This window comes from Shewanella sp. SM73 (assembly GCF_025653795.1).
Classification (GTDB): Bacteria; Pseudomonadota; Gammaproteobacteria; order Enterobacterales; family Shewanellaceae; genus Shewanella; species Shewanella oncorhynchi.
In genome coordinates, this window is record NZ_JAKKRY010000002.1 from 157989 (window position 1) to 182241 (window position 24253).

The window sequence follows — 24253 nt, forward strand, 5'->3', positions numbered from 1 at the left end:
TTTCAACAGGCATTTTTAATAACGACATGACAGAATCTTCAGTAACTTCTCCTTCATCCTCTTGGATGACACACCTAACTCTCGGCATTAAAGCCATGGGCCCAGGTGTTCTTATGGCTGCCGCGGCGATTGGCGCATCCCATTTAGTCGCCTCGACTCGGGCGGGCGCCGAATTTGGTTGGCAACTGGCTTGGGTTATTCTTGGGGTAAATTTACTTAAGTATCCCTTCTTTGCAGCTGGCGCACGCTACACAGCTGCCACAGGGGAGAGTCTACTGCACGGCTACCAAAAACAGGGCCGAGGTTACTTACTGCTGTTTACTGGGCTCAATGTGATCGCCGCCATTGCCAGTACAGCAGGGGTGTGCATGTTAACCGCCGCTATGTTGACCCAATTTATTCCGCTCCCCATCGATTGGTTAGCCCTACTGGTATTGCTGAGTTCATTGGCTTTACTGATTTTAGGCCATTATCAACTGCTTGATAGACTCACTAAGATCATCATGTTCGCCCTAACCTTAACCACCTTAATTGCCGTGGCCTTGGCTTGGGATCACGCTCAACCATTAGCGAGCAATTTTGTCTCTCCTTCACCTTGGCAATGGGCCCATGTGGGATTTTTGGTCGCCATGATGGGTTGGATGCCAGCACCGATTGAAGTCAGCGCTTGGAATTCTCTCTGGTTGCTCGAAAAACAAAAAAGCCAGACGGTCACGAAAGCGCAGGCACTGCTCGACTTTAACTTAGGCTACATCATCACCGCGATCCTCGCGATCGTGTTTTTGTCCTTGGGCGCTTTAGTGATGCACGGCAGTGGCGAACACTTTTCAGATTCCGGCGCGCAGTTTGCTAATCAATTGATTAATCTTTACAGCCAAGTGATGGGCGGCGAGAGTCGTTATCTTATTGGTATTGTGGCATTTCTGTGTATTTTCAGCACAACAGTTACAGTGATTGATGGCTATAGCCGTACCTTAGATATGGGCTGGCAGTTACTCACCTCAAAGGCCAGTTCAGACAAACGTCTCACAGGGATCATGCTCGCCATCAGTGCCTTTGGCTTATTGCTGCTCCTCTTCTTTAAAGGTGCACTCTTACCGTTACTCGAGTTTGTGATGATCTTGGCCTTTATGACCACAGTCATTTTTGCTTGGTTAAATTACCGCTTAATGACCAGCAAACAGCTCCCCGAGGCCGATAGATACGGCGCTAAGATGAAACTACTCTCTTGGTTTGGCCTGATTTATCTACTGATTTTCGCGGCACTGTTTATCTATTGGTACAACATCATTAAAGGTTAATTGCCAGAATGTTTATGCCGGAGCAATAAATGGCCTTAACTAACTGCCATTAAATTCCCGCTGAATTCTGCAATTAAGGTGGTTTGGGTATATAATGCGGGCTCTTAAACCAGACAGCGCAGCCGCGCCAAGAGATGACCATGATTAATAATGATATTTTGCGCCGTTTGCGCTTCGTGTTTGATTTTAGCAATGCAAAAATGATTAAAATTTTTGCTAAAGCTGGAAGAGAAGTGCCTGTCGAAGAGATGATTGATCTTCTACGTAAAGAAGAGGAAGAAGGTTATAAAGCTTGTAACGACACGACCTTATGTCAGTTTTTAGATGGTCTTATCATAGAGAAGCGCGGTCTACGTGAAGGTGCAGAAATTCCAGCGCCCGTTTCACGTTTAAACAACAACCTCATCTTTAAAAAACTGAGAGTTGCCCTCGAAATGCGTGAAGAAGACATAGTAGCAGCTTTGGCTTTAGCCGAAGTGCAAATGTCAAAATCAGAGCTAAGCGCCCTGTTCCGCAATCCAGACCACAAGAATTTTAAAGAGTGTGGCGATCAAATACTGCGTAACTTTATCCGCGGCTTATCACTTAAGTATCGCGGCGTATAACGCTAAACTTATGACATAAAACGCAGCTTAGGCTGCGTTTTTTTATATCCGTTTTTATCTACACCTGAGCTTGTTTGGATATAAACAAGACCTTAACAATTCCATCTCAACAACCTCAGAAATCCTGTTTAAAACAGCTGACTTTTTTACTGCTGCAAAAAAAACCACAAATACCTCGTTCCACGGACAACAAAGATCACATTTCATGATAACCTTACGTGACTTACAGCACGTATTGACCACTTAAACAATAACTCAAAAGGTTACCCATGGACGATAATAAACGCCCCCTCTATCTTCCGTTTGCAGGACCTGCCATTCTTGAAGCCCCACTGATTAACAAGGGCAGTGCATTTTCTGAAGAAGAGCGTATTTTCTTTAACCTCGAAGGCTTAGTCCCCTATGCCATTGAAACGATTGAGGAGCAGGCTTCTCGCGCCTACGATCAATTTAGAAGTTTCAATAACGACTTAGACAAGCATATTTACCTACGTAATATCCAAGACACAAACGAGACCTTATTTTATCGTTTAGTGCAAAATAACATCAGCGAGATGATGCCCATCATCTATACGCCGACGGTAGGTTTAGCTTGTGAACGTTTCTCGAAAAACTATCGCCGCAACCGTGGTTTGTTTATCTCCTATCCAAACAAAGATAGGATCGATGACATCCTCAATAACTCGACTCGTCAAAAAGTTAAAATTATCGTAGTCACTGATGGTGAACGTATTTTAGGCCTTGGCGATCAAGGTATTGGCGGCATGGGGATCCCTATCGGTAAGCTGTCACTCTACACTAGCTGTGGCGGTATCAGTCCGGCTTATACCCTGCCTATTACCTTAGATGTAGGCACAGATAATCCGCAGTTGTTAGAAGATCCTATGTATATGGGTTGGCGCCATCCACGCATCGGTGGCGAAGAATATGCCGAGTTTATCGAAGCCTTTATGCAAGCTGTACATGTGCGTTGGCCAGACACTTTGATCCAGTTCGAAGACTTTGCCCAAAAGAATGCCATGCCGATCCTAGAGCGTTATAAGGATCGCTATTGCTGCTTTAACGATGATATTCAAGGCACTGCTGCGGTTGCCGTTGGTTGCTTGCTCGCCGCGTGTAAGGCTGCCGGCACTGAATTGAATCAACAACGTATCGCCTTCCTCGGTGCTGGTAGTGCCGGTTGCGGTATTGCCGAAGCTATCGTGGCACAAATGGTGTCTGAAGGGATCAGCGACGAGCAAGCTCGCACTCAAGTGTGTATGGTTGACCGTTGGGGCTTATTGCTGGACAACATGCCTAACCTGTTGCCATTCCAGCAAAAATTGGCGCAGAAATGCACCAACATCCAAAATTGGAGCAATTTCAGCGACAATATTTCACTGCTCGATGTGGTTAACAACGCCAAGCCGACAGTGCTGATTGGGGTATCTGGCGTTCCGGGTCTCTTCACCGAAGAAATCATCCGCGCTATGCACAGCCATTGTGCTCGCCCGATTATTTTCCCTATGTCGAACCCCACCAGCCGCGTAGAAGCGACACCGAAGGACATTTTGCATTGGACCTCAGGTCAAGCACTCGTCGCTACGGGCAGCCCATTCGAGCCTGTGGTTGTCGATGGTGAAACCTATGAAATTGCCCAGTGCAACAACAGCTTTATCTTCCCAGGTATTGGCTTAGGCGTATTAGCTTCTGGCGCACGTCACGTATCCGATGCCATGCTAATGGCTTCAAGTCGCGCACTTGCCGAATGTTCGCCACTGGCAATCAATGGTACAGGTCCACTACTGCCTAAACTGGAAGATATCCATGCGGTGAGTAAGCATATTGCTTTCGCCGTAGGTAAAGTCGCAGTTGAACAAGGGTTAACGCTGCCAATGAGCGATGAGATCTTACAGCAGTCGATTGAAGGCAATTTCTGGAGTCCAGAATATCGCCGTTACAAACGCACTTCGTTCTAAGCATAGATAGCGTTGCCGCGACTTAAGTCGTGGCAAAGCAGCTTTAGCTAAGCGTTTGTGCCAACAAAAAGCCCGTCATTGCAAAGTGACGGGCTTTTTGATTTTCAGACTCAGCGCTTATTTCAATAAAAACTAAGGCGCCATCACCTGTTTAAAGCTATTGAGCAAAGCGCGATCGGTACGCGCTTTCTTCAACTTACGTAGGCTTTCTTTGAGCGATTCATCGGCTAAACGCGTAAAAATGCCATTATATTCTTGCTCTTGGATTGCACTATCGGTATCGGCTTGCTCAGAAATTTCTTGGGCGACACGACTCAATTGCAACCAAGCATTCGCGATATAGAAACCGTGGAATGCGGCTTGTTCCATTAGATTACGCGCACTGGCAGGTAAAGATGCCCAAGCTTGGCTAAATTTACCTTCCCTGTCTTCCAACAGTTCGGCACACAAACCTTGGTACGCTGCTAATAAGTCACCCGGTAATTTCGCCATTGGTAACACTTTATTCGCAACATTGTAAGAAATCTGCTCGGCAGTTTCACGGTAAACAGCTGATAATTCACTCATAAAAATCTCGATTCGCATCCCAAAAATAGACTTAAAACTGGCCACTCACATATAAACCATAAACGCCGTTACCCGCAATCGGCGTAACTGTAATCCCCTCATAGGGTTGAGTAAAATACCAACCCGCTAGCGCGCCAATCGCCGCGCCAGCTAACACATCCTCGAGGTAATGTTGGTCACTCGCCACTCGGGTATAGCCAACATAAGATGCGGCAACATAGGCAGGTAAACCATATTGCCAACCATAGCGCTGCTGAATAAACGTCGCCGCCATAAAGCTGTCTGAGGTATGACCCGATGGAAACGAATCATCGCCACTATCGTCTGGCCTGTCTTTACTCACACCATACTTAAGACCTTCAACAATTAACCGACTCGACACCGCTGCCTGAATTAACTGCCAACTACCATCATAACCCTCTTCATAAAACAAGGTCGCACCCATCGCAGTAGCGGGTAATAATAAATGCAATACATCGCCAGAGGTTTCTAAATCTGAGCCTGCCCAACTAGTGCCACTCATCATGAATAATGCAGCACAGAGTAATTTCTTCAAGGGTGATTCCTTTGTGGGATAATAACCAAGGCGGAGTTTATACCTTGATCATTAACCGAATGCAAAATTGCTATACATCTATATTAAAAATGAACAAACAAGTTATGCTAAGCTAATAATTAGCTATTGATTTTAATGCGAACAGGAATCTTTTTTGCTACATCAACTTAGGTATTTATCATTCTCCTTATTGCTGCTTCTACTGCCGCTCAGCAACGCTATGGCAGAAGAAAAGACTCAGGTTGATAAAATATTTGCAAGATTTGAAAGCGGCGTCCCTATGACCCGTGAAGAAATCGAAAGCAATCTAGTGTTATTAAGCAAACTAATTTCGACTGACGATGTCACCCGTCATGAAAAGCTGCAACTGCTTAAATGCTGGGATCAGAATACAGAAAACGACACAGCTATTGCACTGGCACTTAAAAATACTAACCAAGCACTGAGCAATATTCCGCCAACCGCCTCCCCCCATTTCATTACCGACCTCACGCTCTGCCGCTCTTGGTTTCTGCAATTAAGTGGTGATATGGATGGCGCGATGGAAGGCTATAATCTCAGTGTTAAACGTGCCTATGAGCATGAAGACCTTAAGCTAATCGCCGACTCGCGCAGCATTCGCGGCGCACTTTACTCTTATATTGGCGATTTTTCTGCGGCATTAGACGATCTCGTCACTGCACAAGATCTCTATGAATCACTCAATTTAAGCGGTTGGGCTAACATTAACCTTGCCGATGTTGCTACCAGTTTTAGACGTTATGGCGATCCCCAAAGTGCAATCCGCTATTACACCAAACTCAAAGCTCTCTATCTAAAAAACAATAACCAAGAACAGGCAATGTATGTCAACTCGGACATTGGCCTTGCCTTAGATGAACTCGGTGAACATCAACAGGCCGTAGATAATTTCTTAGTAAGTTATCAATACTTCAAGGAACATCAGCAGGAAAAAGTGGCAGCAACTATGGCAACGAATATTGCCTACAGCTTAATCAAACTCAATCGTCTAAACGAAGCCGAAAAGTATTTAATCGAAGCCGATACTGTTATTAATGAAAAAGATCTGACCGATTACAGCTTCATGAAGCTTTTTATGGCCGATATAAAGTTTCAACAAGCTCGCTATAAAGAGGCGCTTACCGAACTTGAGCAAGGGGAAAAAGCCTTTCGCACTCTGCAGAATAATCGGGGACTCACTCAACTGCTGCAGCTTAAAAGTAACATATATGTGGCGATGAATGATTTATCTGCCGCCTACGGAGCGCTGCAAGAATTTGTTACCCTAACAAAAAAAGTCGATGGCAATTCTCTCTCCCATCATACGACAGAATTAAAGGTCAAGTTTGATACCAGTCGGATTGAATCTGAAAATCAACGCTTGATTGAAAACCAAAACCTTAAAGAACAAGAGCTCGCGCTACTCGAAAAGAACAAATCACTGCAACACATTATCCTATTACTAGCGGGCTTTATCCTGACGATAGTGTCTATATTCGCTTATAAACAAGTACATAGAAATCGCCAACTGCAAGTTATTGCCCTCACGGATTACCTTACCAAACTCCCTAATCGTCGGCATATTTATGCCCAAGCCGCGAAATATTTTCAGCAAGCCTTAAAACATCAAAGCCCTTTTTCAGTAATTATTTTTGATGCGGATCACTTCAAAAAAATCAACGATAGCTTCGGCCATGAATTAGGCGATCGCGCCCTTATGACCATTGCAAATGCAGGCCGAGCCTTATCGGGTAATAAAGACCTCGTTGGCCGCATCGGTGGTGAAGAGTTTTTAATCCTATTGCCTAACACTGATGCCACAGGTGCGTTAGCGCTGGCGCATCAATTGCAGAACCATATTAGCTGCCTTAGCGCACAGAATTTACCAGCAGAACTCAAATTGACCGTTAGCGCTGGTGTCGCCACTTTAGAACCACAAAATAATACTGAAGATGCATATCAAGATAAAGATTTTGCCACCTTGCTAAAGCGGGCCGACAATGCTCTTTATGAGGCTAAAAATGCGGGCAGAAATTGTGTGAAATCAGCCAAGAATGAGGCTTTAAGAGAGAATTAAACGGCCTTATGCCAAAACACTTGATGTTGTAATGGCGGTGGCAAAGTGCCAAACCATGTCTGATACAAACGACTAAATTCACCTGAGTCTTTCATTTTCTCAAGCTCTGTTTGCCAACTGATAACGGTTGCCGCCGATGTCCCTTTAGAAAAAGCTAAATAGAGATTAATCTCCGATACTACAAACACTTGGCGGATATCTGTCTCACTCGCATCCACTTCTTCGAGTATCTGCTTTACCGCAAGATCCGCCTGGCACCAAAAACGAATTCGAGAAAACAGCAACTGTTTCGCCGATTGCTGTGGAAAACTCGCCACCAGCAAATTATCCACGCCCGCTTGTTGTAGCAACTGCGCACCCGCCGATTCCCGATAAACCCCCACAATATCTGTCGATTGAAGTTCAGCAAGTTGATCGAGAGCGATGGGATCTGCCGCCCTTGCGTACAATGCAATTTTGCTGGTCGCAATAGGACCGATAAAATCAAACTGCTCAGCTCGCTCATCATTAATTGACGTAGCAAAAAGTAAAACGTTCGCTGAGGTATTGGCAATCGAATACGCCCGAGCCCAAGGTAACACATCAATTTTTTCACTCTGACCCAGTCTTGATTGCAAAGTATTGACTAAGTCCACCGCAAAACCTTGCGGCACACCATTTTGCTCGTAACTCATGGGAGGCCAAGCTTCGGTCACCAATTTCAACTTGTCAGGCGCCGCAAAAACAAGATTAGGCATCAGGCCTAATAAGCTCATCGCAAGAAAACACGCCCTAAGGGGAAACGCACTCAGCATACGAATACCAAACGATAAACATTAGACCTAATCATAGACTCAATCCCAACTGCAAATAAACAAATACCCCAAAGAAAATATCGCCTCACGCCCCCTTCTGAGTAAACTCGTCCTCAATAAGTGAAAACTGCTATCATATTGCCACCTAGCCAAGAGCCTCGCTGCCATCAATTCATGTCAACTTTAGCCAATCAAACCCCCAGCCAATCCTATGCCAGCATGCTGTCGCGGCTCGCTCTGCAAATTAAAACGTGGGGAAAAGCACTCGGATTTGCGCAGGTTGGCATTTGCGATACGGATTTAACCGCTGAAGAAGCCAAACTCCAAGCATGGCTAGACAAAGGTTTTCATGGCGAAATGGCCTATATGGCTACCCATGGCATGATGCGCGCTCGCCCGCAAGAACTGCATCCGGGCACAGTGCGGGTGATCTCCGTACGGATGGACTATTTACCACCCGAAGCTGGCTTTGCAACGAATCTCACCGATCCCAACTTAGGTTATATTTCCCGTTATGCAGGAGGTCGCGACTACCACAAGTTGATCCGCGCTCGGCTTAAAAAGCTCGGAGATCAAATCAGTGCGGAGTTAGTTGCTCTCGGTTTCGATGCAGCTGACTTTCGCCCCTTTGTTGACTCAGCGCCAGTACTTGAGCGCCCCTTAGCCGAAAAAGCCGGCATAGGCTGGACAGGTAAACACTCACTCATACTCAACCATGAGGCTGGCAGTTGGTTCTTTTTAGGTGAACTACTGATCAATTTGCCTCTACCTGTGGATATTCCCATTCAAGAAGGCTGTAACACTTGTGTCGCCTGCATCACCTCCTGCCCAACGGGTGCAATCGTAGAACCTTATGTGGTCGATGGCAGACGCTGTATTTCCTATCTCACCATTGAACTGCAGGGCGCTATTCCCGAAGAATTTAGGCCACTCATGGGCAATCGCATCTATGGCTGCGATGATTGCCAACTCGCGTGTCCCATCAATCGCCAAGCGCCGCTGACTGAAGAAACTGACTTTCATATTCGTCCGCAGTTAAAGCAACCTGACCTTCTCAGCCTTTTTGCTTGGAGCGAGGCCGAGTTTCTTAAACAAACTGAAGGCAGCGCCATTCGTCGCATTGGACATAAACGTTGGCTACGTAATATTGCAGTAGCACTGGGTAACGCTCCCGCAAGCCCAAGCATTATTGCCGCACTTAACGCCCGCAATCACAGCGAAGATATCGATGAGATAGTGCGTGAGCATATTGAATGGGCGCTTAATGCCCAGCAATCGCGCCTTGCTGAAAGCACCACAACTGAACAACAAAAAGCCCGCCGCAAAACCGAGCGCATGGTGCGCATTATCGAAAAAGGCTTACCGCGAGATGCTTAAGTCAATCGGCAAGCAATAAACAACGGATGCATAAGCATCCGCTGTTACTAACTCAATAAACGCAGTAAAAAAATATTTCACTCAAGCATAATATTAACCAAGGCGGCGACGTAGTTCTCGCGTGGCATCGACCATGTTTTTCAGTGCGGGTTCAACTTCATCCCAAGTACGGGTTTTTAGGCCGCAATCTGGATTAACCCATAGCTGACGTACGGGCACTTTTTGCGCCGCTTTCTCGATTAAGTGCACCATGGCCTCCACACTTGGGGTGTTTGGCGAATGAATGTCATACACTCCTGGGCCAATTTCATTTGGATATTCAAAATCTTCAAAGGCGTTGAGTAACTCCATCCGTGAACGCGAAGTCTCGATAGTAATCACATCGGCATCCATGGCGGCAATCGCAGCAATCGTGTCGTTAAACTCGCTGTAACACATGTGGGTGTGGATTTGAGTCTCATCAGTCACGCCAGCAGCGCTGAGTTTAAAGGCATTAACCGCCCAATCTAAATAGGTTTGCCACTCACTTTGTTTTAATGGCAGACCTTCACGGAAGGCGGGCTCATCGATTTGTATAATGCCAATACCGGCATTTTGTAATGCCACCACTTCATCACGAATCGCCAGCGCCAGCTGAGTCGCAATCACATCGCGGCCGATATCTTCACGGGCGAATGACCAATGCAGAATCGTCACAGGGCCAGTCAGCATGCCTTTTACAGGCTTGTCGGTGAGACTTTGGGCAAACTCGGCCCAATCAACCGTCATCGCATTTGGACGACTAACATCACCATAGATCAACGGTGGCTTAACACAGCGTGAACCATAACTTTGCACCCAACCATTTTTGGTAAAGCCAACGCCCGCAAGCTGCTCACCAAAATATTCCACCATATCGTTGCGCTCGGCCTCACCATGAACCAGTACATCGATACCGAGTTTAAGCTGGCGGTCGATAGTATCGCGGGTGACTTGTTGTAATTGCTCTGTATATTGTGCATCACTCAGATCGCCCTTGCGCCAACGACTGCGTAGTCCACGGATTGCTGGTGTTTGTGGGAAGGAGCCAATGGTGGTGGTCGGCAACAGAGGTAAACGGTATTTCTGCTGCTGCACTGCTTGGCGTACGCTGAAATCACTGACGCGCTCATAATCGGCAGATGTCAACGCGGCAACGCGGGCAATCACTTGACTGTCGGCGGCCTGCGCTTTCGCCTCACGGCGCGCCAAACAGGTTTGCACAATCTCTTTTGCCGCGACCGATTCAGGTGCCAGTAGCAATTGGCGCACATTGGCCAGTTCGAGTAATTTCTGCTTCGCAAACGCGAGTTGTTGACGCAGCGCGGGCTCAAGCGTGGCTTCCACCTCTAAATCCACAGGGCTGTGCAGGAGTGAGCAAGAAGTACCGATCCACAAGCGATCTCCGAGATCACGGGCAACCGCGCCTATACGTTCGGCAATCAAATCCACCTCTGCCGCCCACACGTTGCGGCCATTGACCACACCCGCCGACAGAATTTGATCTTGACCAAGCGCATTGGCAAAGACTGCCAATTGATCCGGCGCTGTGACTAAATCGACATGCAACCCCGCGACCGGCAAGGCCGATACCAGCGCTTGATGGTGTGCGATACCGCCGTAATAACTGGTAAGAAGGATCTTCACCTTCGTAATGCTGAGGGCTTGATACGCCTCAGTGATCGCCGCTTGCCATTCGCCATCCAATTCCAATGCGAGAATGGGCTCATCGAGCTGTACCCAATGCACTCCCTGAGCAGCAAAACGCGCCAAAATGTCAGCATAAGCAGCTAATAAATTGGGTAATAAGCTTAACTTATCAAACTCTTGGCCCACGGTTTTAGCAAGGAACAAGTAGCTAACAGGGCCGAGTAGCACAGGTTTTGCTTTATAACCTAAGGACTGCGCTTCGCTGACTTCATCAAAGAACTGCTCATAGGCAATCGAAAACTCTTGGTTTTGGCTGAGCTCAGGTACCAGATAGTGATAGTTAGTATTGAAATACTTGGTCATTTCAGAGGCTGGCGCATCTTGACCCGTTGGCGCTCTGCCGCGGGCAACACGGAATAAAGTATCTAGTTCGATTGCCCCTTCACCACGATGGCGCTCAGGAATGGCATTTAAAGTCGCGCTTAAGGTCAGCACTTGATCATAAAAGGCAAAATCACCTACGGGAACTTGCTCAATGCCAGCAGCAGCTTGCCACTGCCAATGGGTACGGCGAAGTTCACTCGCCACTTCACGTAATTCCGCTTGAGTGCTCTCACCACGCCAGTATTTTTCTAAGGCAAATTTCAATTCACGACGACGCCCAATACGGGGAAACCCAAGACTATTTAATTGCATACTCTATCTTCCTTTATTTGAGATAAGCCACATTCGGCACTTGCACCCACCAGATTGTTTTCTCTTGGCACTTTTCAGCACTTCAGCCTTGATAAATAACAATGGGCGTCTGGACGTCTAGAAGTTTATTGTGTTAGTCTCTATCCCAGCAACCGAATTGATTTCAAGCACAACATGAGCGAAATTCACTTGGAGTGAACATGATCGAACTAAGACACCTGCGAACATTAATGGCCCTGAAAGAAAGCGGCAGTTTGGCGGGCGCAGCCAAAAAACGTTTTGTCACTCAATCCGCCCTCTCACACCAAATTAAGGAGTTGGAGCAAAGGATTAACTCGCCCATTTTTGTGCGTAAGAGTAAGCCACTGTCATTCACCCAAGAAGGTGCACGCCTGCTGCATCTGGCCGAAGAGATTTTGCCTAAGGTGTTAGAAACCGAGACAGATTTGAAGAATGGGCTGGAAACCGAAACCAATCAGTTGCGTGTCGGCATTGAGTGCCATAGCTGTTTTCGCTGGTTAATGCCTGTAATGGAGCAATTTAGGCAAGATCATCCGGCAGCCGAGTTAGACTTGTCGAGCCGTCACCTATTCGACTCGCTCAATGCCTTAGAAATAGGTGAACTGGATATTGTATTAACCTCAGATCCTGTGCCTGGGCATTCACTCGCCTACCAGCATTTGTTTGATTTTGAAGTGAAGCTAGTGGTTGCAAAAGATCATCCTCTAGCAAAAGAAGCCTATGTCACCCCTAAGCAATTAGCACACTTGCCTATTATCAGTTATCCAGTGCCGTTGACACGTTTAGATATTTATCGCCACTTTTTAGAACCTGCGGGCATAGAGGCAGGCGAGCAAAAAACCTGTGATTTAACCATGATGTTATTGCAACGCATCGCCTGTAAAGACGGCATAGCCGCACTGCCAAGTTGGTCGATTAATGAAGGACATGGACTGAGTCTCGCTACGGTAAAACTCGGCCAAGAAGGTCTGAAACGACCGCTATTTGGTGCCTATCGCCGCCACAGTGCTAACTCTGCATTGATCCAAAATTGGTTACAACTGGTGGCGAGGGAAGGTTTATCCCGCCAGCAGAAGACGAATTAATGCGGGTGACATTGAGTAAAAAAGCCTGCGAATGCAGGCTTGTTTATTGAGTCAAATGACTATTTCATAGCATCGACAAATTACAGCGGATTCATCAACAATCCACGCATAGACAAGACACGGCGCAGTATCAACCCTGATGAATTAGGATTACGGGTCTGACGCAAATTATGGGCGATCATAAATTCTTGACGCAGATCCTGATCGAGATCTAACGCCTCGAACGCTTCGATGGTTAAGGTCTGTTGTTGATTATCAATCAATGACTTAATCACACTTAAAGGAAATGACTGTTCGGCATTAGCATTTAAATAGGCAAATGCGGTCAGTGCGATAATTTGGCCGAACACACTGAACAGAGCTAAGGTTTGCACTTCGTCAGCATCAACCTCCACACCTTCCATATCCGCTAAGCTATCTACCGCATCCGTTGCAATATCTTCAGTCAGCTTCCAATAACCTTGGACCAACTTTTTATAGGGCTGTGGCAGTTCATCGAGGCGTTCTTTTAAATAGAACGTAAAGGCGTAGCGATAGATATTAACTTGACCTAAGCGGATCAAAGCTTCTTTCAACGAGCGAGTTTTGTGATTTTCCACTACAGCAGCCTGCGCGGAATTACTGCGCATAAGCATGTGCGCTGCCAATGCGGGATCGCTCGAGATAATGTCAATCACATTACGAATGTCGCCTTCAGCAAGGATCGCTTTTTTGAGTGGAATTAGAATTCCTCGGCGGCCAATCACTTGCTCTTCGTTCGCTATGATAGCTCTAACTTGAGTAAAAACCTGTTGCTCAAGATCAGTCATAAGACACTTTACACCTGTTTATTAACAATAAGATGATTCGGTTACAGCTCACATCATACCTAAAATACTAAGAATTTCAGCCATAAACAGCAGAGTAAAATATAAATTACTCCTATTTAGTAATGACTGTCCGCTAACACTATAGATAACGACAATTAAACCACTCTACTAAAACGATATTCAAGACTATACCTATTTTAAAATTTATTCTTTGAACTCAACGTAAAAAATAAAAAGCCAGACTGAGTCTGGCTTTGTTATTAAATAGCTCATTAATATTTAGAAGCGGTAGCCCACAGTGAAACGAATATCACGGCCTCGACCAGAATAGTAACTATCCCCCCAATCGCCACCGTAATAACCTGCACTGACATAATCTTTATCGAATACATTATCGATACGCAGACTGGCAAGCCAAGCATCACGATTATAATTCAAGGCTAAATTACCAAGCACGTAACTTGCTAGCTTATCACCTTGATTAGCGTTATCGCCTTCGATAAAACGATCCCCCGTGTAGATAGCTTCGGCAAATACTTGGAAATGCTCAGCAAAATCCATGCTGACATAACCGCGCCCAGTATGTTTTGCCACCCAAGACAGCTCTTTGCCATCGTTAGCACCATCGGTAAATTCGGCGTCGGTATAGTTATACTCTAGCCCGAGTTGCAGCGCTTTAGTGATCTGCCAATCCCAATCGGCACCCGCGCCATAACGACGAGAAGCGTCGGCATTTACGTTTGCACCGTTGAAATTTCCACCTATGGGTTTAACTGCACTCGAGTCATAAACAATTTCATCCTCTAAATCGAGACGATATAGGCTGACTCGCAGGGTTTGACTAGCGACAGCCCAATCCCAACCCGCCTCATAGGAACGGCCTGTTTGCGGCTTTAAGCCAAATACGCCCGGCGATGTATAAGCTTGCTCATCCACTTTGGCAAAACGGAAGTTATCATCAGCGCGCACATAGAGTCTGTGCTCCGCAGTTGGGCGGTAATTTAAACCCAGTTCGAATGCGTGGGCATTTTCGTCTAAATCCATGCCATTAGGATAGACATTGCCATCGACTAACTCGTCGGTCACACGCGCATAACGGCCACCCACAACGTAACTTAAAGTATGGCTTAAAGGCACTGTAGCTTGTAGATAGGCGCTTTGCATTTGCTGCACATTACTGCGCGCCATAGTGTCAAAATCAGCCTTGCCACGGCTGATATCTAAGCCAGTAACTAGGTTTAGCTCGCCTTGACGCGTACTGTAATTCGCTAACGCTTTAGGGCTAAACATTAACAGTGAGCGTGTGTTATGGCTGTTCGCCCCCCAATTAAGAGAAGACACTAAGGTATCGCTGTAATCTAAATCCGCCGCCAGCGCCCAGTTTTGATTAAACTGATGCTGGTAACCCGTTCGCGCCGCAGTGGTCATCTCGTGGGCATACTCTACCTTATTTGATGAAGCACGGGGATCGTCTTTAAATTGCTTTTCAGTAAGCGAGCCCGGATTTTCACGATCGTTATCGTAGTAGCTGGTTTCAACAAAGAAGGAGTCTGTGGCTGTTTTATATTGAATGCGGCCAAGAATAGAGCCGGTTTCGTTGGCATTATGCTGGCGATAGTTGTCACCTTGGTTGTAACTACCGGTGAAAAAGTAACGCCAATCTTTGTTGATCGCGCCAGACACATCACCACGACCTTCATAGGTATCAAAGCTACCGCCAGATAACTGCACGCTGCCGCCAGTATTTTCAGGGGACTTAGTGACAATATTAATCACCCCGCCCACGGCTTGATCGCCATAAAGTACACCTGCACTACCCGATAAAATTTCAATACGATCCACTTGATTAAGCGGAATGGCATTAAGGCTAGGTGCGGCGATATCGATATTATTGAGACGACGACCATCAAGTAAAATCAGCGTGTTATTAACGGCAGTGCTGGCGCTAAAACCGCGCATCGCAAAGCTAGTTCCAATATTGTTATCCGAAATTTGAATACCGCTTTGACCGCGTAAGACGTCGGTCAAATTAGTCGCGCCACTCATTTCAATAGCCGCAGCATCAATCACATTCACATTGGCGGCAATATTTAACGGGGTCTTATCAGAACGGCCGATCACGACAAGATGCTCGTCAACTTTAGCTGTGCTGGTATCGTCAACCGCCATAACGGGCGCGATAATTGAAAAACTGCAAAGGCTGCCGATCAGCAGCGCGATTTTTGTTGGATTTGTTCCCATTTTACCTTTAACTCCTGCAAGGAAAACGGGGCATTGACGCCACGATACCGTTAATTCAGTCGTAAATACTGACGGTGATTATCGCATTTTGAGATCTGCCCACCGAAATCTCAAAAACACCTTTAGGGCCGGTCTCCGGACTTAGGCTATGTTAATCCATTAAAGTTAGATTAACGCGAGACTGACCTTTCACATTCTGACTTTCGGGTTCACTCTTGAACACACCAATCAAACGCGGTCGTCTCTCACCTTTTACCGTTGCGGGGGCAGTGCCAGAATTTCACTGGCTTCCCGATTATCTCACGACGCTATCATCGCAAGCACCACAGAAGGTTGACTCAAAATTAGGTTCAAAGGGCGTACAACCTGTTAACGCCCAACAAGGCTCAGGGCATATCAGACCTGAGCGCGCGCATTATAGACGTCTATACGGATGAAAGTCCATTAATCTCAGATTAGCGAGAAAACTCACATGAGCTAGAAAACGCCATCCCAGTTTTTTGCCGCAGGTTTTGGTCTATCTTTGCTCAAAATCGCCTGACGCTGCTCAGGGGTTTCACATTGGGCAACGGGGGTAAAATCCAGCGGTTTAATCACTAACGAGTCAGCAGGTTGCACTGGCGACTTGTCGAACATGGGCAAATTCATCGACCAAGAGACCAGCTCCCCCTTTTCGCTGATGCCAACATAACCGTCATCTGCGCCATCTAACCAAGTGAGTCGCGGAATACGTGCCATTAACTTTTCCACATTATCACGGTTGGCGCGATAACCAACAGGCACCACTTTGCCATCGGGACGCGTAAACACAAAGGAGGCAGGCCCTCGAGTAATGACGCTGCCTTCCTGCCAATATTTATCAAGAATGTCTTGGGCATAGTGAAACCCAAACATATGAGCGTAATCAGTATCGTCGGCCACAATTTGCGGCACGGCCTTATCCCGCAGTAATAAAAAGCCTGAGCCGATGCTGATAATCTCTTTTACCCCTGTGATATCGGTTTTTTTAATCCAATCGACACCACAGTTAATCCCATCGCCCCAAAAATGCGCATCCCCCGTAGGGCTTAAAATCGCAAAGGCACAATTGTTTGCCGTCATACTCGCCACATCCTTTAAAGCACTGCGGATCGAGTAAGCATCACTGCGCCAACCCCAACTCACCACAGTGCCGTCCTTTTTCAAGGCGGCATAGGTGTGTTGAAAATATTCGATCTTCGCTACATCCGTAAGCTGCGGGAGTAACTTTTTCATATTGGTCGACTCTTCAACCTGCCCCCAAATCACAGCACTGCCCTCTTTTTTGAGGGCGACAAAACTGCGACCTCTGGCAAAGATATCGACAACATCAACTAATTGATCCTGTACATGTAAGCTATTGCCGCCGTAGGGGCCATAACCCCAAGTATGCACCTTGCCATTAGCATCAAGGGCCGCAATGGCCTCTTGATTAGCGAACAACTTGGTAATATTGGTCATGCGGTTTTGCAGGGCTTTGTCGAGGCTATATTTCCCCGCATTGCCCCAGTACACCACAGTGCCATCTTGACGTAGCGCGGCAAACCCGTCCTTAACTGGGACGATTTGCTTAACTCGCTTAAGCTGCTCCGTCACCTCGCGGCTATCACCGCCAGCATAACTGTCACCCCAAGTGATCACCTCACCGGATTTTGTTAACGCCGCAAAGGCCGAACTGTTGGTGACCACAGTCTCGACTGCGGGTAAATCACAAAGAATATGGCGATACTGTGGACTCGGATTTTCCTTAAATTGGATGAGTTTACCGTTATCAAACTGTAGCAATGACTCGTTATTACTTTCCACAACGGCCATAGGTTGAGGATCGCTACAGCCAGAGATCTGCATGGCAACCATGCCCACGAGTAAAACCTTAGGCCAAGTGATTCGATGAGTGAGCATTACTTATTTCCTTATATTTGCTTGGAGATGTCATTCAATGTTGTGCAGCGGACAGAGCGAGAATGGATTGACCTAACATCGCCTAATGTCAAAAATGGGCAGAATTCTAGCAGCTTGTTGATAAAAAGACGAAAATGCTCACAGTTTACTCTGCAAGTCCCCTACACAGGCTAGCGCCTAACTGATGGCATGCTATTCTAAGCCCCCATCACCGCTGTTTAAAGGAGTAACAGTATGACTCGCCCTATTATTCTGGATTGCGATCCCGGCCATGACGACGCCATTGCGCTCATTTTAGCTCTCGCCCATCCAGAGCTGGTTCCACTGGCCGTCACCACTAGTGCCGGCAACCAAACGCCGGATAAAACGCTCAATAATGCCCTGCGGATCTTAACCTTATTAAATCGCAGTGATATTCCTGTCGCTGGCGGCGCCGCCAAGCCATTAGCCCGCGAATTAATCATTGCCGACAATGTCCATGGTGAAACCGGACTCGACGGCCCTGCATTGCCTAATCCAAGTTTTAGTCCTCAAGCCATTACCGCAGTTGAATTAATGGCGCAGCAAATTCGCCAAAGTCATCAGCCAGTAACCTTAATTCCCACAGGGCCGCTGACTAACATCGCCCTTTTACTGGCGAGTCATAGCGAATTACACGCCAAGATCGAACGCATAGTGCTAATGGGCGGTGCAGCCGGTGTCGGTAATTGGACCCCAGCCGCCGAGTTTAATATTTTTGTCGACCCCGAAGCCGCCGATATTGTCTTTAAATCCGGTATTCCCATCACTATGTGTGGGCTCGATGTGACTCATCAGGCACAAATCATGGATGAAGACATAGAACGCATTCGCGCGATTCAAAATCCAATTGCTCAGTGCGTCGCCGAATTATTGGATTTCTTTATGATTTACCACAGAGATCCTAAATGGGGCTTTATTGGTGCGCCATTGCACGACCCCTGCACTATCGCTTGGTTGCTTAAACCTGAGCTATTTGAGGCGCAAGATTGCTGGGTAAGTATTGAAACCCAAAGTGAGTTGACCTTAGGCATGACAGTGGTCGATCGCTATCAGTTAACAGGTAAAGCCGCCAATGCGACTGTGCTGTTTGGGATCGATAGGCAAGGCTTTGTCGATTTACTGGTAGACAGTTTACGCGTCTATGATGCAACTTATCTCAATCGCAGATAAAAATGACAGTGAGTCTTCTATGAGCCAGATACTCGTTATCGGCAGTGCAAATGCCGACCATGTGATGAAATTTGAGTACCTGCCCGCTGCAGGGCAAACCTTAATGAGCCGAGATTACCGCCTCGAACAGGGCGGCAAAGGGGCCAATCAAGCCGTCGCCTGCGCGCGCTTAGCCAAATCAGGTTCACGCACTGATTTTATCTGCCACCTCGGCCAAGACAGTATCGGCGATGATATGCGTCAAAGCTGGATGAAAGATGGCATCAGTGCGGAAGGGATCCGCCAAATAGCCGGACTGAGCACAGGCACTGCCATGATTTTTATCGGTGATAACGGTGAGAATACGATTGGCGTTGCCGCAGGTGCCAACGCCAGCCTTTCACCCGATGACTTAGAAGCTCATTACGCTCTGTTTGCTAATGCGGAGTACTTGTTAGCACAATTGGAAACGCCCGCTGCCACAGTGGCAAAGGCGCTGCAAATAGCCAAGAATCTTGGCGTGACGACTGTACTAAATCCTGCTCCAGCGACGGCACTTGGCCAAGATGTACTCAAGTGGGTAGATATTATTACCCCCAATGAAACCGAAGCAGAAGCCTTAACGGGAGTTGAGATCAACCATATTGATGATGCACACATGGCAGCGCAACTTCTCCACCAGCAGGGAGTAAAGATTGTGGTCATTACCTTAGGTAGCCGTGGCGCATTTATCAGCAGCCCAGGTTTTAATGGGCTAATACCTGCGTTTGAAGTGCAGGCCATAGACACAGTCGCCGCAGGGGATACCTTCAATGGCGCCTTAGTTGTGGGCTTAAGCGAGGGCATGTCGATTGCTGCAGCCGTGGGATTTGCCAATGCAGCCAGTGCCATTACTGTCACTCGCCCAGGCGCACAACGTGCGATTCCCTATCGACAGGAGCTTTCGTACTAAAAACGTAAGACGTTCTGAAGTAGACGCCCTGCGTTAGAACAAAAAATTATAATTTATAAATCAAACACATAAATAATAGTTCCTGAGTACTTAGTTCACTCCAAATAAGTACTCACCTATGTTTACCGCTAACAATTTTGCCGCCAATAACGATGCAAGCTTTCAACCTAAAGTTGCATATACATAATTTACACGCTGATTTCATTCCCATTTAATGAAGATTGCTTATGCTGGCAGGTGCATGTCCGAGTCAAAACGGCTCGGCTACCCTTGTTCAAATAAGGAAGTACCAGATGAAAGCAAAAAGCACAGCTTTACGTAACGTGACCAGCACTAGCCTAATCGGCCTAGGATTATTATTCGCTAGCCAAGCGAGTGCCAACGAATGTGAACTGAAAATTGCCGCCACTGATGCAATGCAATTTGACACTAAAGAGCTGTCTGTACCTGCAAGCTGTAAAGAAGTGACCTTAACCTTAACCCACTCAGGCACTTTGCCAAAAGCAGCGATGGGCCATAACTGGGTATTAACTAAGGCAGCCGATATGTCAGCCGTAGCGACCGAAGGTATGAGTGCAGGTCCTGATGCAGCCTATGTCAAAGCGGGTGATACGCGCGTTATCGCACACACAGATTTAGTGGGCGGTGGCGAATCAACGTCTATCACCTTTAGCACTGCCGGTATGAGCGCTACCGAAGCCTACCAATTCTTCTGCAGCTTCCCAGGTCACTGGGCGATTATGCAAGGCAGTTTCAAGTTAAAAGCTTAAAGGAATGGCCTAGCCTCACCTTAAGTTAGTCAATAAAAAAAGCGGATCTTAGGATCCGCTTTTACATTTCAGCCATTGCATTTAGCCGCACTAATCCATCATGGTCTTGGTTGGATGACTAATGGAGCAAAACTCGTCATCGCATTACCGTTAGCGCCGTTCAAGTTAGGATATTCAACCCCTTCCTGTAAAGTGTAATACACGTCGACAAAGTCATCGTCATTGGTGAACCAAGCATCCGGCATCACACTTAAAATACCATTGGTGATTTGCGGGATCAGCGCATAACCCTGAGCTTCTGGATCGGGGATCGACTTTAAGATCTGCTCCGCCGCTTCCAACAGCTTAGTGGCCAACACTTTATAGTTAGTACCATCGTCATGCTCCATTAAGATCATGTCCGCAGCCGCCCAACGATAACGCTCCCAATGGATGATGATTTGATTCGGATAATAAGTCGTATCCGCATAATCTAAATAGGGCATTTCGACGATATCGAGCACAGGCTCTTCACGGCTTGGATCAACCCCTGTCACTATGCCGTAAATTTCGGCACGACCAGAAATCCACGGCTCATGGTCATCCTTCAAGGATATTTGTTTGATCACTGTGGTTGAAATCGGCTTATCTGCCACCGCCTGTGTTTGTGCACGGCTCAGTAGCGCGCCCTCTTTTCTCGCTGACTGCGCCTCGGCAAATGTCGCCCGCATCACCTCTAAGCCAGCCACAAAGGCTTTTTTGCTATCGATACCGACCACAAACACTGGTTGCTGCGGCAGGTTATACACGTCTAATTGATGCACTTGTCCATGAATATCAAAGGCTTCAATATAATCCCACTGACGCTCGTCACCATCGGGCTCATAGGCAAATAGAGGAGACTCACCTTGCTGCCATGGGGTTAACATGGTTTCATCCGCCAGACGCACTTGCACCAGAGAATCTGCTTTGGCACTTAAGCCCTTCACTCGGCGAATCGACGCATCGGCTTTGGTGATCACATTATCATTGAGCCTATGCTGAGACAGAATGTCATCGGCATTTACTGCCAACTGATACTGGTTTATTTCAGTCTGTAAGATAGGCGCAAGCTGCGCATATTGATGGCTTAAATCTAACGCCAATGCCCGCTTAGTATTGGTTAACTGCGCTTGTGCATCCAAAGTCGAATCCTTTAGCGACGCTTGTAGTAAGCGTAACGCCTCTCCATCTAAGGCTTGGCCATAACTCAGGGTTGCCGAAGCCGACAAACACAGCAATAAACTAGATTGAAGTAGTTTCATAGGAGTTCCCTTACCTTGATAAAGTTAAACGTGCGTTCGAATTCCTTACATATGAGCACAGAGCAGCATCTAAGTAAATCAAATGATAATAGTTATCGTTAATTATTAATGGTATAGGGTACGTAATCCCGGCTAAATGCGATAAAAACAAGCTAATGACAGCATCAGTAGATCAGTCCAGCCGAACAGAGTGTATGAAGATAAACGAGGAAATAGGATGAAATGAATTGATATGCACAGTTTCGCGAGCGACAAAATCACAAAAGGCAGATCTTAAGATCTGCCTTTTGCTGTTCATCGCCAGAGTGACGTTTCAGAACGCGTTATGCGCGCCCTAACAGTCACACTGGCTTGATAAGACAAGGTTAAACGAATGAGTGTTACTCTTCGTCGAAATCATCTTCGTCAAGATCTTCGGCATCAGTTGCCGCTTCAGCCGCTAATGCAGCGGCTAATTTTGCTTTAGCTTGTTTCTCTGAACGACGTTTATTGCGCTCAGTTAACGTGCCTAAAAACACTTGTAATTCAGTTAAGCCCCAAGCTTGCGCTTCGGCTTCAGTCGCAAAGCCATCATGGCTCTTAGACACAACTGTTTTAGTTGATGTCATGCGACGAGTGATTTCAGTTTTCCAACCGTTGTCGCCCTGTGTCACGCGAAAATCGTATTTTTTGCCCTTGCTCATTCTGCTCTATTTCCTAAATGATGCTTGTCACGTTTGTCTTATCAAGCGAACCAAACGCTCATCATAAAACAAAAGGAGCGCAGTGTACTTGATTTCGGCCCAGAAAGATCGCCCAGATGAAAATATTCATGCCAGTTTCATCGACTCGCCCAGTGGAGTCAATGCTCACATCTAAAGCAACACTGTGCATATATCCCGACCGTCCTCTGTCGAAGGCAGTTTATCGCAAGCTAGCGTGCCTTAGATAATCGTCGTGCAAACGGTATATATTCTTGTTTATGTCATACAAATAGGCTTTTTCAGTCACATTAACACTTTAGAGTTTCTGATTAATATTAATAATTTACATCATTACTCATAGGTAAATCTGATGAAACTACGCCCTATTTCGTCGCTCTCACTCGGCCTGTTAATTGCCACGAGCGCTTTATTAGCCGGTTGCAATAATGACGATGATAACGCCGCAGTCACGCCACCCACCAGCAAATCCGTTCCTGCTCAAGTGGGAGAAAGACCCTTATTCCTCGTACGTCAAATGCAAGACAGCACACTTAAAACCCGCTTAGAACAATGCACCACTGACAGTTTTTATCGCAGCGAATTTTCTATCGGTCACCGTGGCGCACCAATGAAATTCCCTGAGCATACAAAGGAATCCTACCAAGCGGCTATCGATTCGGGCGCAGGCATAGTCGAGTGTGATGTCACCTTCACCGCCGATAAAGCCTTAGTGTGCCGCCACTCACAGTGCGATCTTGCCAGCACGACCAACATTTTAGCCATACCCGAACTTGCCAATAAATGTTCGAGCCCATTCACTCCTGCTGATGCCGCCAATGGCGTCAGCGCATCGGCAACCTGTTGCACTAGCGATATCACCCTCGCCGAATTTAAAACTCTCAAGGGTAAGATGGAAGGCAACAATCCGAAAGCGACCACTGCGGCCGAATTCATCAATGGTACCCCAAGCTGGCGCACCGATCTTTATGCTGGCAATGGCACCTTGATGACCCACGCAGAAAGTATTGAAATGTTTAAAAAAGCCGGTGTGAAGATGACGCCTGAGCTAAAAGCCGCCAGCGTATCTATGCCCTTCGATGGTTTTACTCAGCAGGATTACGCGCAAAAAATGTTGGATGAATACACGGCGGCGGGCGTCGATGTTTCGCAAGTATTCCCCCAGTCATTTATTTTAGATGACATCAAATATTGGGTCGCCAACGCACCTGAATTTGCGAAGCAAGCTGTGTTTCTCGATGACAGATACGATTATAACAGCGCCTTTGATCCGCAGAACTCAGCCACTTGGTCACCATCAATGGCGGATTTAAAGACCCAAGGCGTCGAAATTATTGCGCCGCCACTCTGGGTATTAGTCGCCTTAGATGCGGACAAAAAGATCATTCCTTCGGAATACGCTAAGGCCGCCAAAGGCGCAGGGCTTAAGATCATCACTTGGTCGCTGGAGCGATCTGGTTTATTAAAAAATGGCGGCGGCTTTTACTATCAAAGCATTACCGAAGCGATAGATAACGAAGGCGATACCTTTGAATTACTTGATGTACTGGCGAAAGATGTCGGCGTGATTGGAGTGTTCTCCGACTGGCCCGCCACAGTGACTTACTATGCTAACTGTATGGATTTATAAGTCATCGATATAGAAAAAAAAATGCGTTAACGATTAATCGTTAACGCATTTTTTTATTGCGAAAATAATCTA

General features: G+C 46.7%; 19 protein-coding genes and 1 riboswitch. Of the genes, 10 read left to right on the top strand and 9 right to left on the bottom strand.

Features of this window, described 5'->3' with window-relative positions:
• The first annotated feature begins 26 nt into the window (after positions 1–26).
• The 3 genes from L5M51_RS03890 to L5M51_RS03900 all read left to right on the top strand — a co-directional run bounded on the left by L5M51_RS03890 (position 27) and on the right by L5M51_RS03900 (position 3864).
• Positions 27–1301 carry an Nramp family divalent metal transporter gene (locus tag L5M51_RS03890; RefSeq protein ID WP_263171688.1) on the top strand — a complete coding sequence of 425 codons (1275 nt, stop codon included), beginning with the start codon at positions 27–29 and terminating at the stop codon, positions 1299–1301.
• 140 nt (positions 1302–1441) lie between these two features.
• A complete protein-coding gene (locus tag L5M51_RS03895; RefSeq protein ID WP_168824742.1) occupies positions 1442–1906 on the top strand; it encodes a DUF1456 family protein in 465 nt (154 codons plus the stop codon).
• Positions 1907–2175: 269 nt separating this feature from the next.
• Positions 2176–3864 (top strand): NAD-dependent malic enzyme, encoded by a 1689-nt coding sequence (locus L5M51_RS03900; RefSeq protein ID WP_263171689.1) that lies wholly within the window; start codon positions 2176–2178, stop codon positions 3862–3864.
• 132 nt (positions 3865–3996) lie between these two features.
• Here L5M51_RS03900 and L5M51_RS03905 read toward each other — a convergent pair whose 3' ends face one another.
• Positions 3997–4431 carry a DUF3069 domain-containing protein gene (locus L5M51_RS03905; RefSeq protein ID WP_105250165.1) on the bottom strand — a complete coding sequence of 145 codons (435 nt, stop codon included), beginning with the start codon at positions 4429–4431 and terminating at the stop codon, positions 3997–3999.
• Positions 4432–4462: 31 nt separating this feature from the next.
• Positions 4463–4987, bottom strand: a complete 525-nt coding sequence (locus tag L5M51_RS03910) for a phosphatase PAP2 family protein (protein ID WP_113939058.1) — start codon at positions 4985–4987, stop codon at positions 4463–4465.
• A 220-nt stretch (positions 4988–5207) separates the two neighbouring features.
• On the opposite strand from L5M51_RS03910, the gene L5M51_RS03915 reads away from it, so the two are divergent.
• Positions 5208–7064: a diguanylate cyclase gene (locus L5M51_RS03915; RefSeq protein ID WP_411569242.1), complete on the top strand. Its 1857-nt coding sequence runs from the start codon at positions 5208–5210 to the stop codon at positions 7062–7064.
• Here the strand turns inward: L5M51_RS03915 and L5M51_RS03920 are convergent.
• Positions 7061–7858, bottom strand: coding sequence for a substrate-binding periplasmic protein (locus L5M51_RS03920; protein WP_263171692.1), 798 nt, complete (start codon positions 7856–7858; stop codon positions 7061–7063). The two genes, L5M51_RS03915 and L5M51_RS03920, sit on opposite strands and share 4 nt — an antisense overlap.
• A 174-nt stretch (positions 7859–8032) precedes the next feature.
• Here L5M51_RS03920 and queG point away from each other — a divergent pair, with 174 nt between their 5' ends.
• Positions 8033–9235, top strand: coding sequence for a tRNA epoxyqueuosine(34) reductase QueG (queG, locus tag L5M51_RS03925; protein ID WP_263171694.1), 1203 nt, complete (start codon positions 8033–8035; stop codon positions 9233–9235).
• Positions 9236–9328: 93 nt separating this feature from the next.
• On the opposite strand, the gene metE is transcribed toward queG, so the two are convergent.
• Positions 9329–11599 carry a 5-methyltetrahydropteroyltriglutamate--homocysteine S-methyltransferase gene (metE, locus tag L5M51_RS03930; RefSeq protein ID WP_263171695.1) on the bottom strand — a complete coding sequence of 757 codons (2271 nt, stop codon included), beginning with the start codon at positions 11597–11599 and terminating at the stop codon, positions 9329–9331.
• Positions 11600–11799: 200 nt separating this feature from the next.
• Here metE and L5M51_RS03935 point away from each other — a divergent pair, with 200 nt between their 5' ends.
• The gene (locus L5M51_RS03935; protein ID WP_263171696.1) at positions 11800–12705 is read left to right on the top strand and encodes a LysR family transcriptional regulator; all 906 of its coding nucleotides are present in this window, start codon (positions 11800–11802) and stop codon (positions 12703–12705) included.
• An 80-nt stretch (positions 12706–12785) separates the two neighbouring features.
• On the opposite strand, the gene L5M51_RS03940 is transcribed toward L5M51_RS03935, so the two are convergent.
• The 3 genes from L5M51_RS03940 to L5M51_RS03950 all read right to left on the bottom strand — a co-directional run bounded on the left by L5M51_RS03940 (position 12786) and on the right by L5M51_RS03950 (position 17675).
• A complete protein-coding gene (locus L5M51_RS03940; protein WP_105250172.1) occupies positions 12786–13514 on the bottom strand; it encodes an HDOD domain-containing protein in 729 nt (242 codons plus the stop codon).
• Positions 13515–13793: 279 nt separating this feature from the next.
• Positions 13794–15755 (bottom strand): TonB-dependent receptor, encoded by a 1962-nt coding sequence (locus tag L5M51_RS03945; RefSeq protein ID WP_263171697.1) that lies wholly within the window; start codon positions 15753–15755, stop codon positions 13794–13796.
• Positions 15756–15863: 108 nt separating this feature from the next.
• A riboswitch (cobalamin riboswitch) is annotated at positions 15864–16098 on the bottom strand.
• Positions 16099–16232: 134 nt separating this feature from the next.
• A complete protein-coding gene (locus L5M51_RS03950; RefSeq protein ID WP_263171699.1) occupies positions 16233–17675 on the bottom strand; it encodes a hypothetical protein in 1443 nt (480 codons plus the stop codon).
• Between the two features lie 234 nt (positions 17676–17909).
• Here L5M51_RS03950 and rihA point away from each other — a divergent pair, with 234 nt between their 5' ends.
• The 3 genes from rihA to azu all read left to right on the top strand — a co-directional run bounded on the left by rihA (position 17910) and on the right by azu (position 20567).
• Positions 17910–18866, top strand: a complete 957-nt coding sequence (gene rihA, locus L5M51_RS03955) for a pyrimidine-specific ribonucleoside hydrolase RihA (protein ID WP_212599711.1) — start codon at positions 17910–17912, stop codon at positions 18864–18866.
• Between the two features lie 19 nt (positions 18867–18885).
• On the top strand, positions 18886–19797 hold the full coding sequence (gene rbsK, locus L5M51_RS03960) for a ribokinase (RefSeq protein WP_263161474.1): 912 nt from the start codon (positions 18886–18888) through the stop codon (positions 19795–19797).
• Between the two features lie 293 nt (positions 19798–20090).
• Complete coding sequence (gene azu / locus L5M51_RS03965; protein WP_028759449.1) at positions 20091–20567, top strand: azurin; 477 nt, start codon at positions 20091–20093, stop codon at positions 20565–20567.
• A gap of 98 nt (positions 20568–20665) precedes the next feature.
• Here the strand turns inward: azu and L5M51_RS03970 are convergent, their stop codons facing one another.
• Entirely contained in the window at positions 20666–21850 is a 1185-nt protein-coding gene (locus L5M51_RS03970) for a DUF3103 domain-containing protein (protein ID WP_263171701.1), read from the bottom strand.
• Between the two features lie 380 nt (positions 21851–22230).
• Positions 22231–22533, bottom strand: a complete 303-nt coding sequence (locus L5M51_RS03975; protein ID WP_105250177.1) for a DUF3622 domain-containing protein — start codon at positions 22531–22533, stop codon at positions 22231–22233.
• A gap of 370 nt (positions 22534–22903) precedes the next feature.
• On the opposite strand from L5M51_RS03975, the gene L5M51_RS03980 reads away from it, so the two are divergent.
• The gene (locus L5M51_RS03980) at positions 22904–24181 is read left to right on the top strand and encodes a glycerophosphodiester phosphodiesterase family protein (RefSeq protein ID WP_263171703.1); all 1278 of its coding nucleotides are present in this window, start codon (positions 22904–22906) and stop codon (positions 24179–24181) included.
• Positions 24182–24253 lie beyond the last annotated feature (72 nt).

What these genes read in the sequence shown, in the direction of transcription:
- queG (WP_263171694.1), top strand. Translation starts at nt 8,033, where the DNA reads ATGTCAACTTTAGCCAATCAAACCCCCAGCCAATCCTATGCCAGCATG.
- L5M51_RS03950 (WP_263171699.1), bottom strand. Translation starts at nt 17,675, where the DNA reads ATGCTCACTCATCGAATCACTTGGCCTAAGGTTTTACTCGTGGGCATG.
- rbsK (WP_263161474.1), top strand. Translation starts at nt 18,886, where the DNA reads ATGAGCCAGATACTCGTTATCGGCAGTGCAAATGCCGACCATGTGATG.
- L5M51_RS03940 (WP_105250172.1), bottom strand. Translation starts at nt 13,514, where the DNA reads ATGACTGATCTTGAGCAACAGGTTTTTACTCAAGTTAGAGCTATCATA.
- L5M51_RS03900 (WP_263171689.1), top strand. Translation starts at nt 2,176, where the DNA reads ATGGACGATAATAAACGCCCCCTCTATCTTCCGTTTGCAGGACCTGCC.
- L5M51_RS03905 (WP_105250165.1), bottom strand. Translation starts at nt 4,431, where the DNA reads ATGAGTGAATTATCAGCTGTTTACCGTGAAACTGCCGAGCAGATTTCT.
- L5M51_RS03975 (WP_105250177.1), bottom strand. Translation starts at nt 22,533, where the DNA reads ATGAGCAAGGGCAAAAAATACGATTTTCGCGTGACACAGGGCGACAAC.
- azu (WP_028759449.1), top strand. Translation starts at nt 20,091, where the DNA reads ATGAAAGCAAAAAGCACAGCTTTACGTAACGTGACCAGCACTAGCCTA.
- L5M51_RS03915 (WP_411569242.1), top strand. Translation starts at nt 5,208, where the DNA reads ATGGCAGAAGAAAAGACTCAGGTTGATAAAATATTTGCAAGATTTGAA.
- rihA (WP_212599711.1), top strand. Translation starts at nt 17,910, where the DNA reads ATGACTCGCCCTATTATTCTGGATTGCGATCCCGGCCATGACGACGCC.
- L5M51_RS03890 (WP_263171688.1), top strand. Translation starts at nt 27, where the DNA reads ATGACAGAATCTTCAGTAACTTCTCCTTCATCCTCTTGGATGACACAC.
- L5M51_RS03920 (WP_263171692.1), bottom strand. Translation starts at nt 7,858, where the DNA reads ATGCTGAGTGCGTTTCCCCTTAGGGCGTGTTTTCTTGCGATGAGCTTA.
- L5M51_RS03945 (WP_263171697.1), bottom strand. Translation starts at nt 15,755, where the DNA reads ATGGGAACAAATCCAACAAAAATCGCGCTGCTGATCGGCAGCCTTTGC.
- metE (WP_263171695.1), bottom strand. Translation starts at nt 11,599, where the DNA reads ATGCAATTAAATAGTCTTGGGTTTCCCCGTATTGGGCGTCGTCGTGAA.
- L5M51_RS03980 (WP_263171703.1), top strand. Translation starts at nt 22,904, where the DNA reads ATGAAACTACGCCCTATTTCGTCGCTCTCACTCGGCCTGTTAATTGCC.
- L5M51_RS03935 (WP_263171696.1), top strand. Translation starts at nt 11,800, where the DNA reads ATGATCGAACTAAGACACCTGCGAACATTAATGGCCCTGAAAGAAAGC.
- L5M51_RS03970 (WP_263171701.1), bottom strand. Translation starts at nt 21,850, where the DNA reads ATGAAACTACTTCAATCTAGTTTATTGCTGTGTTTGTCGGCTTCGGCA.
- L5M51_RS03895 (WP_168824742.1), top strand. Translation starts at nt 1,442, where the DNA reads ATGATTAATAATGATATTTTGCGCCGTTTGCGCTTCGTGTTTGATTTT.